The organism is Pseudomonas sp. KSR10, from assembly GCF_022355455.1.
GTDB classification, from domain to species: domain Bacteria; phylum Pseudomonadota; class Gammaproteobacteria; order Pseudomonadales; family Pseudomonadaceae; genus Stutzerimonas; species Stutzerimonas stutzeri_E.
On the sequence record NZ_JAKOEN010000023.1, the window covers coordinates 1 to 9,412 of the forward strand.

General features: G+C 61.1%; 6 protein-coding genes and 2 tRNA genes. 4 read left to right on the forward strand and 4 right to left on the reverse strand.

The window, feature by feature from the left end; genetic code table 11:
• Window positions 1-266 precede the first annotated feature (266 nt).
• A tRNA-Asn gene (locus MCB86_RS19585) sits at window positions 267-342 on the reverse strand.
• Window positions 343-394: 52 nt separating this feature from the next.
• Window positions 395-1,591 (reverse strand): amino acid aminotransferase, encoded by a 1,197-nt coding sequence (locus MCB86_RS19590; RefSeq protein ID WP_239611936.1) that lies wholly within the window; start codon window positions 1,589-1,591, stop codon window positions 395-397.
• A 337-nt stretch (window positions 1,592-1,928) separates the two neighbouring features.
• Here MCB86_RS19590 and uvrB point away from each other — a divergent pair, with 337 nt between their 5' ends.
• Entirely contained in the window at window positions 1,929-3,944 is a 2,016-nt protein-coding gene (gene uvrB, locus MCB86_RS19595; RefSeq protein WP_045162960.1) for an excinuclease ABC subunit UvrB, read from the forward strand.
• A 21-nt stretch (window positions 3,945-3,965) separates the two neighbouring features.
• On the opposite strand, the gene MCB86_RS19600 is transcribed toward uvrB, so the two are convergent.
• The gene (locus MCB86_RS19600) at window positions 3,966-5,456 is read right to left on the reverse strand and encodes an MDR family MFS transporter (RefSeq protein ID WP_196298678.1); all 1,491 of its coding nucleotides are present in this window, start codon (window positions 5,454-5,456) and stop codon (window positions 3,966-3,968) included.
• Window positions 5,457-5,505: 49 nt separating this feature from the next.
• Window positions 5,506-6,540, reverse strand: a complete 1,035-nt coding sequence (locus tag MCB86_RS19605; protein ID WP_045162958.1) for an HlyD family secretion protein — start codon at window positions 6,538-6,540, stop codon at window positions 5,506-5,508.
• 103 nt (window positions 6,541-6,643) lie between these two features.
• On the opposite strand from MCB86_RS19605, the gene MCB86_RS19610 reads away from it, so the two are divergent.
• From MCB86_RS19610 to MCB86_RS19620, 3 genes are all read left to right on the forward strand, one after another.
• On the forward strand, window positions 6,644-7,573 hold the full coding sequence (locus MCB86_RS19610; RefSeq protein ID WP_045162957.1) for a LysR family transcriptional regulator: 930 nt from the start codon (window positions 6,644-6,646) through the stop codon (window positions 7,571-7,573).
• 63 nt (window positions 7,574-7,636) lie between these two features.
• Entirely contained in the window at window positions 7,637-9,118 is a 1,482-nt protein-coding gene (gene gltX, locus MCB86_RS19615) for a glutamate--tRNA ligase (protein ID WP_239611937.1), read from the forward strand.
• Window positions 9,119-9,239: 121 nt separating this feature from the next.
• Window positions 9,240-9,315 (forward strand) — tRNA-Ala (locus MCB86_RS19620).
• The last annotated feature ends 97 nt before the right edge of the window (window positions 9,316-9,412 follow it).

The following is a 9,412-nucleotide window of genomic DNA, read 5'->3' on the forward strand; positions in this document are numbered from 1 at the left end:
AACGCGCTTCAGCGCGGCCCCGAAGGGGTGAGGCTTGCCGAATAACCTGGGACGCAGCCCTGGTGAGAGTCGCAGCCATAAAAAAGCCCCGGTATGAACCGAGGCTTTCTGATTTGGCTTCCGCGACCTGGACTCGACTGCGTAGCAGAACGCGCTTCAGCGCGGCCCCGAAGGGGTGAGGCTTGCCGAATAACCTAGGACGCAGTCCCTGGTGAGAGTCTGGCAGCCATAAAAAAAGCCCCGGTATGAACCGAGGCTTTCTGATTTGGCTCCGCGACCTGGACTCGAACCAGGGACCCAATGATTAACAGTCATTTGCTCTACCGACTGAGCTATCGCGGAACAGCGGTGCGTATCCTACTGTTTACAAAGGGGAAGTCAACCCCCTCTCGGATCAGAGGACCTGGACGATCGCGTCCGTGACGTGGTCCAGATTGTTGTGGTTCAGCGCCGCTGCGCAGATGCGTCCTGTGCCGATCGCGTAGACACCGAACTCGGTGCGCAGGCGTTCCACCTGAGCTGCGGTGAGGCCCGAATAAGAGAACATGCCGCGCTGTTTGGCAACGAAGCTGAAGTCCTGCTTGGCGCCTTTTTCGGCCAGTTGGTGAACCATGCTCAGGCGCATGTCCTGGATGCGAGTGCGCATCTCGGCCAGCTCGGTTTCCCACATGGCTCGCAGTTCCGGGCTGTTGAGTACGGCTGAGACCACGGTGGCGCCATGAGTCGGCGGGTTGGAGTAGTTGGTGCGGATCACGCGCTTGATCTGCGAGAGCACGCGTGCCGATTCTTCACGGCCCTGCGTGACCATCGACAGCGCGCCGACACGCTCGCCGTACAGCGAGAAAGACTTGGAGAACGAGCTGGAGACGAAGAAGCTCATGCCTGACTCGGCGAACAGGCGCACGGCGGCGGCGTCTTCTTCGATACTGTCACCGAAGCCCTGGTAGGCGATGTCGATGAAGGGCACGTGGTCGTTGGCGCGCAGCACCTCGAGAATTTGCTTCCAATCTTGCGGCTGCAGATCGACGCCGGTCGGGTTGTGGCAGCACGCGTGCAGCACGACGATCGAGCGGGGCGGCAGGTTTTTCAGATCCTCGAGCATGCCGGCGCGGTCGATGCCGTGGCTGGCCGCGTCGTAGTAGCTATAGTTCTGTACCGGGAAACCGGCGGACTCGAACAGCGCGCGGTGGTTCTCCCAGCTGGGGTTGGTGATGGCCACCACCGCATCGGGCAGCAAGCGCTTGAGGAAGTCGGCACCGATCTTCAATGCGCCGGTGCCACCCAGTGCCTGGGTGGTCACCACGCGGCCATCGGCGACAAGCGACGAATCGCCACCGAACAAAAGGCCTTGTACGGCCATGTCGTAGCTGGCGATACCTTCGATGGGCAGGTAACCGCGTGGCGCGTTGAGTTCCAGACGGGCCATCTCGGCGGCTGCGACGGCGCGCAACAGAGGAATTCGGCCTTCTTCGTTGTAGTAGACGCCCACCCCCAGATTGACCTTGTTCTGCCGCGTGTCGGCATTGAAGGCTTCATTGAGGCCGAGGATCGGATCGCGCGGCGCCATTTCGACAGCGGAGAACAAACTCATGATGGGGAGGCTCGAAGAGAGGAGGTGACTGATGCAACACCCTCGCTTCGCGCTGAGGGCGGTGCGCAAACGGGGCAAGAGTATAGCGGGCCTGCCCCTCCGTCGCGATATGCTAGGGCGGTTTTTTCTAACCGATTCATGCCCGCCTGGTCGCCATTTTGCCTCGCTTCGTCTGCCTGTTCGGTCGGGCACTTGATATTGTCGGGAGCGACCGCATTGAAAGGGGCTGTGTCAGCTGTTCGCCCTGCCCGCAGCGGTTCGATGCATTTGAGAAGGTACCGCCTGGAAGGCTCCACCGTTCGGCTTTCGGGTCGTCACGCTATCTGAAGAGGTCGATATGTCGAAGTTCGAATTGGTCACGCGCTTCAAACCCGCCGGGGACCAGCCGGAAGCCATCCGGCAAATGATCGAAGGCATCGAGGCTGGCCTCTCACACCAGACCCTGCTGGGTGTGACAGGCTCCGGCAAGACCTTCAGCATTGCCAATGTCATCGCACATGTGCAGCGGCCAACGCTGGTACTGGCACCGAACAAGACGCTGGCCGCCCAGCTTTATGGCGAGTTCAAGGCGTTCTTTCCGAACAATGCAGTCGAGTATTTCGTTTCCTATTACGACTATTACCAGCCGGAAGCCTACGTGCCCTCTTCGGACACCTTCATCGAGAAGGACGCGTCGATAAACGACCACATCGAGCAGATGCGACTGTCGGCGACCAAGGCGCTGTTGGAGCGGCCGGACGCGATCATCGTTACCACGGTGTCCTGCATCTATGGTCTGGGTGATCCTCAGTCATATTTGAAGATGGTGCTGCACGTGGATCGCGGCGACCGTCTTGATCAGCGCGAGTTGCTGCGACGGCTCACCGGTCTGCAGTACACACGCAACGACATGGACTTTGCACGGGCGACCTTCCGCGTGCGCGGCGATGTCATCGACGTCTTTCCGGCCGAGTCCGATCTGGAGGCGGTGCGCATCGAGCTGTTCGATGACGAAGTGGAAAGCCTGTCCGCCTTCGATCCGCTGACCGGCGAGGTGATTCGCAAGCTGCCGCGCTTCACCTTCTATCCCAAGAGCCACTACGTAACACCGCGCGAGACCCTGCTCGACGCCATCGAGAACATCAAGGTCGAGCTGAAGGACCGTCTCGATTACCTGCGCAGCAACAACAAGCTCGTAGAAGCGCAACGGCTCGAGCAGCGCACCCGTTTCGATTTGGAAATGATCATGGAACTGGGGTACTGCAACGGCATCGAGAACTACTCGCGCTATCTCTCTGGTCGTGCTTCCGGCGAGGCACCACCGACGCTCTACGATTACCTGCCAGCCAACGCGCTGCTGGTGATCGACGAATCTCATGTCAGCGTGCCGCAGGTCGGCGCCATGTACAAAGGCGACCGGTCACGTAAGGAAACCTTGGTCGAGTACGGCTTCCGCTTGCCATCGGCGCTGGACAACCGGCCGATGCGTTTCGACGAGTGGGAAGCGGTCAGCCCGCAGACCATCTTCGTCTCGGCGACGCCCGGACCCTACGAGGCCGAGCATGCCGGCCGGGTGATCGAGCAGGTAGTGCGGCCCACCGGGCTCGTGGACCCGCAGATCGAGGTACGGCCGGCGCTGACCCAGGTCGATGATCTGCTGTCGGAAATCACCAAATGCGTGGCGAAGGAAGAGCGGGTGCTGGTCACGACGCTCACCAAGCGCATGGCCGAAGACCTCACCGATTACCTGGGCGATCACGGCGTGCGGGTACGCTATCTGCACTCGGATATCGACACCGTCGAGCGGGTGGAGATCATCCGCGACTTGCGTCTGGGCGTGTTCGACGTGCTAGTGGGCATCAACCTGCTGCGCGAGGGTCTGGACATGCCCGAGGTGTCGCTGGTAGCCATCCTCGATGCGGACAAGGAAGGCTTCCTGCGTTCCGAACGTTCGCTGATTCAGACCATTGGCCGCGCGGCCCGTAACCTCAACGGCCGGGCGATTCTCTACGCCGACAATATGACCGGCTCCATGGAGCGGGCGATCGGCGAGACCGAGCGCCGCCGCAACAAGCAGATAGCCTTCAACGAAGCCAATGGCATCGTGCCGCAGGGTGTGTTCAAGGACGTTCAGGACATTCTGGAAGGGGCCACGGTGCCCGGCTCGCGGAGCAAGAAACGTCGCGGCGAAGCCAAAGCGGCGGAAGAGGCGGCGCGTTACGAAAACGAACTGCGGTCGCCGAGCGAGATCACCAAACGGATTCGCCAGCTGGAAGAAAAGATGCTTGCCTATGCGCGGGACCTAGAGTTTGAGGCCGCAGCGCAGACCCGTGACGAGATCCACAAGTTGCGCGAGCGCTTGTTGCAGGTCTGACCGTTGAGCCGCGGTGTGGGCCTAGTGCGCCGCGCCGCCTTTGATGTCCTCGGGGAGTTTGCGGGTAAGCAGTACGGCTACCATGCTGATCGCCAGTGCGATGCCAACGAAATGGAACGCATCGTTGTAGGCCATGATCATCGCCTGCTGATGCGTGATCTCGCTGAGCCGGCCCAACGCGGCCTGCTCGCTGCCCAGCTGCTGGGTCAGTGCGGTGAGACGTTCGGCCACCGCCGGATTGCTCGGCACCACCGACTCGCGCAGATAGTCGAAATAGATCTTCGTGCGGCTGTCGAGCAGCGTCGCGAGCAAGGCGATGCCTATCGCGCCGCCGAGGTTGCGCAGGATGTTGAACAGGCTCGACGCCGAACCAGCATCCTTCGGCTGGATATAGGCCGTGGCGATCAGCGAGACGGTGACCATGATCAACGGCTGGCCCAGCGCGCGGATGATCTGGATCGGGTGGAACTGGTCGCCGGCGAAGTCTGGATTGAGCGCGCCGGAGGCGAAACTGGACAGGCCGAACAGAGCGAAGCCGGCAGCACAGAGCAGCTTGGGCGCGATGATTTTCATCAGTTTGGGCACCAGCGGGATCAGGAACAGCTGCGGAATCCCCATCCACATGATCACCTGACCGATTTGCAGTGCGTTGTAATCCTGAATCTGGGCCAGATACAACGGCAACAGGTAGATGGATCCATAGAGGCCGAGCCCCATGCCCAGGCTGGCGATACTGGTGAGGCCGAAGTTGCGCTCGCGCAGAATCCCCAGGTTGATCAAAGGGTTGGGTCGCGACAGCTGCAAGATGACGAACAAGATCAGGCTGATCAGCGCCACCGACCCCAGTTGGACAATCAGGGTCGACTCCAGCCAGTCCTTGCGATGGCCTTCCTCGAGAAACACCTGCAGGCAGCCGAGCCCCATCGCCAGGGTGACGATGCCGGCGTAGTCGGTGCTTTTCAGCAGTTCCCAATGGGGCGGCTTCTTTTCCAGCCCGTACAGCAGGCCGGCGATCATCAGCAGGCCGGGCGGTATGTTGATATAGAAAATGTACTCCCAGCCCCAGTTTTCGGTCAGCCAGCCGCCCAGCGTGGGTCCGATCGAGGGGGCGAAGGTGGCGGTGATGGCGAACAGCGCCATACCCTTGGCCCGGTGGTGTTCGGGCAGCTTGATCAGCGTCAGGGTGAAGGCCAGCGGGATCAGCGCACCACCGGTGAAGCCCTGCATCGCACGGAACACGATCATGCTTTCCAGATTCCAGGCGAAGGAGCAGAGCAGCGAAGAAATCAGAAAGCCGATCGATACCCACACCGCCAGGCGCCGCGCCGAGAGCAGCTGTACCAGCCAGGCGGTGAGCGGAATCATGATGATTTCCGCCACCAGGTAGGAGGTGGAGATCCAAGAACCTTCCTCCAGCGTGGCGGATAGCGCGCCCTGGATGTCCTTCAGCGAGGAGTTGGTGATCTGAATATCGAGAACCGCCATGAAGGCGCCGAGCATGGCACTCATCACGGCGATCCAGTCCCGCCGGCTGGGTTCACCAACCGGACGAATCAGCGCATCAGCGGCCACGGAGGTCGATCTTCACGTCTACCGACATGCCGGGACGGATGCGACCTTTGAGTGGATTGTCACTGGCAAAGGTCAGTTTGACCGGAATGCGCTGCACCACCTTGGTGAAGTTGCCGGTGGCGTTGTCCGGCGGCAGCAGACTGAATTGCGCGCCCGAGGCGGGAGAGAGGCTTTCGACGCGACCTTCGATCGGTGTGTCGGGGTAGGTGTCGAAGGTCAGTTCAGCATTCTGACCGACCTGCATGCGACCGATCTGGGTTTCCTTGAAGTTGGCCTGCACCCAGATGTCCTCATCCGGGACGATCGACATCAGATAGGCGCCCACCGGGACGTACTGACCGCTGCGTGCCGAGCGCTGGCCGACGATGCCGCTGATGGGCGAGCGGATTTCAGTGCGATCGACGTTCAATTCGGCTCGCTCGATTTCCGCGCGTGCTCCGTCGATCTGTGCCTGCAGGCGCTTGATATCGGCTTGCAAGGTATCCACTTGCTGTCGCTGGGCCGCCAGATCGGCCTCGGCTTTCTGCCGTTGCGAACTCGCCACGCGGGCGTCCGCGGCGAGCGTAGTCACCCGTTCCTCGGAGATGAAGCCGGGTTTGCGCAGGGCTTCGACGCGCGACAAGTCGACCTGGCTGCGCTCGAGGGTCGCCTGCGCCGCGCTGACCGATGCCTGGCTGGCAGCGATCAGGCTGGTCTGTTGTTCGAGGCGACTATGGGCCTGGGCGAGCTCGGCTTCGCGAATCGCCAGGTTCGCCCGGGCCTGGTCCAGTGCCAGCCGGAAGTCACCGGGCTCGAGAGTCACCAACAGATCGTCGGGTTTCACGTGCTGGTTGTCCTGCACATGGACGCGTTCGATTCGTGCCGCGAGCTGGCTGGAGATACGCGTGATTTCGCCCTGCACATAGGCGTTTTCGGTGTGCTCGTAGAAGCGGCCGGTGAAGAACCAGTGGGCGAAAAAGGCGCCTGCCACCAGCAATAGCAGGACGACGAAGATGAAGAGTCGGCGTTGCAGCTTGGCAGGCATTTCGTCGCTCGTGACCGGAAGTGAGCCGCACAATCTACCAGCGTTCCTGTTTCGTAATAAGTCGTTACAATCGCTAAACGTTGTTGCATTCAGGGAACAATCGATGGGCCTAGATGACGCCTTGATCTTCACTCGGGTAGTGGAGTGCCACAGTTTCACCCAGGCGGCATCGAGCCTGGGCATGCAGAAGTCCACAGTCAGCCGCCGGATCGTCCAGCTCGAAGAGCGGCTCGGCGTGCGGCTGATCAACCGCACCACTCGGCGCCTGCGCCTGACCGAGGTCGGTCAGGCCTACTACGAGCGTTGCCGACAGATCATGCTCGATTTCGCCGAAGCCGAGCAGGTCGTCATGCAGCTGCAGCAGGCGCCGGCCGGGCTGTTGCGGATTTCGGCGCCGATCGAATTCGGCCAGTGGATTCTCGGGCGTGTGCTAGGTGATTTCATGCGGCTGTACCCAGACATCAACGCCGAAGTCGAACTGGCTTCGCGCTATGTCGATCCGGTGGAGGAGGGGGTCGATATCGTCATCTCGGTTGGCCAGCCACAGGATTCCACTCTGATCGCGCGCAAGCTGTTCGAGACCCGCCGACGGTTCTGCGCGAGCCCGACCTATCTCGCGCAGCATGGCGTGCCGACGGTGGCGGCCGACCTGGCCGAGCACCGAGCGATCACACTGTCGCGCGACCCGGTGCGCTACTGGCCGATGCTCGAGCAGAACATCAATTGCAGGCGCGTGCTGAGCTGCAACAACATCACCTTCGCTCGTGAAGCGGCGCTAGCCGGTGCTGGTATCGCCGTGCTGCCGACCATGATCACCGACCAGGAGGTCCGTGATGGCGATCTGGTCGAGCTATTGCCTCAGGTCGAACTGCCGAGCGGGGAGATCTACGCGGTCTACCCCTCGCGGCGTTTCCAGGCCATGAAAGTCAAAGCCTTTCTGGATTTCCTGATGCAGTCGTTGCCGGTTACGGACGGTCGCCTGGTGGAGCCAGTGGAGGCACGCCTGCTAACATCGCGCCTTTACACGCGCTGACTCAGCCAATTGCGCCGGCTCCGCCAGTTGCCGTGTCTCCCTGTGCATTGATCCGAGAACATCATGACCACCGTTCGCACCCGCATCGCACCATCTCCCACTGGCGACCCGCACGTCGGCACCGCCTATATCGCGTTGTTCAACCTCTGCTTCGCGCGCCAGCATGGTGGCCAGTTCATTCTGCGCATCGAAGACACCGACCAGCTGCGCTCCACGCGCGAATCCGAACAGCAGATCTATGATGCGCTGCGCTGGCTGGGTATCGAATGGGATGAGGGCCCGGACGTTGGCGGCCCACACGGCCCATATCGGCAAAGCGAACGTGGCGAGATCTACAAGAAGTACTCCGACGAGCTGGTCGAAAAGGGGCATGCCTTCCCGTGCTTCTGCAGCGCCGAGCGCCTGGATCAGGTGCGTGCCGAGCAGATGGCCAACAAGGAAACGCCGCGCTACGACGGCCATTGCATGCATATCCCTGCCGAAGCGGCGCAGCAGCGCATTGCGGCGGGCGAGTCACACGTGGTTCGGATGAAGGTGCCGAGCGAAGGCGTCTGCCAGGTTAACGACATGCTGCGCGGTACGGTCGAGATCGGCTGGGATCGCATGGATATGCAGGTGTTGATGAAAGCCGACGGTCTACCCACCTATTTCCTGGCGAACGTTGTGGACGATCATCTGATGGGCATCACTCACGTCCTGCGCGGCGAGGAGTGGCTGCCATCGGCACCGAAGCTGATCAAGCTCTACGAGTACTTCGGTTGGGAGCAGCCGCAGTTGTGCTACATGCCGCTGCTGCGCAATCCGGACAAGAGCAAGCTGTCCAAGCGCAAGAACCCGACCTCGGTCACCTTTTATGAGCGCATGGGCTTCATGCCCGAGGCGATGCTCAACTATCTGGGCCGCATGGGCTGGTCCATGCCCGATGAGCGCGAGAAATTCACCCTGGCCGAAATGATCGAGCACTTCGACATCAACCGGGTTTCGCTGGGTGGTCCGATCTTCGATATCGAAAAACTGTCCTGGCTCAACGGCCAGTGGCTGCGCGAGCTGTCGGTCGAGCAATTTGCCGCCGCCGTGCAGAAGTGGGCGTTCAACCCCGACTACATGATGCAGATCGCACCGCATGTGCAGCAGCGCGTAGAGACCTTCAGTCAGATCGCGCCGCTGGCCGGTTTCTTCTTTTCCGGAGCGTTGAACCTCGATCCCGCATTGTTCGAGCACAAGAAGCTCGACGCCACCCAGGTTCGCCAAGTACTGCAACTGACCCTGTGGAAGCTCGAAGCGCTGCGCCAGTGGGACAAGGAGCGCATTACCGACTGCATTAATGCGGTCGCTGCGCATCTCGAACTGAAACTGCGTGATGTCATGCCACTGATGTTCGCCTCGATCACCGGCCAGGCGAGTTCGGTCTCGGTACTCGATGCCATGGAAATCATCGGTCCGGACCTGACCCGCTTCCGCCTGCGTCAGGCGCTCGAACTGCTGGGCGGTGCCTCGAAGAAAGAAGTGAAGGAGTGGGAAAAACTCTTCGCGGCGATGCCTTGAGGGTTCAAACCGCTCGTCGGTGGTAAGTATTTGTTCTGATGCTAGAAAATCTCGAGGTCGAGGCGAAAATATCGTTGACACTGTGCGGGGCCGCACCTAATATGCGCCCCGTCCTCGAGATGGGGCTATAGCTCAGCTGGGAGAGCGCTTGCATGGCATGCAAGAGGTCGACGGTTCGATCCCGTCTAGCTCCACCAATCTCGATTGCCACACCGGTCGCTTCGATCGGTCGCCTTTGAAGGGCTTTGCGTCCCCTTCGTCTAGTGGCCTAGGACACCGCCCTTTCACGGCGGT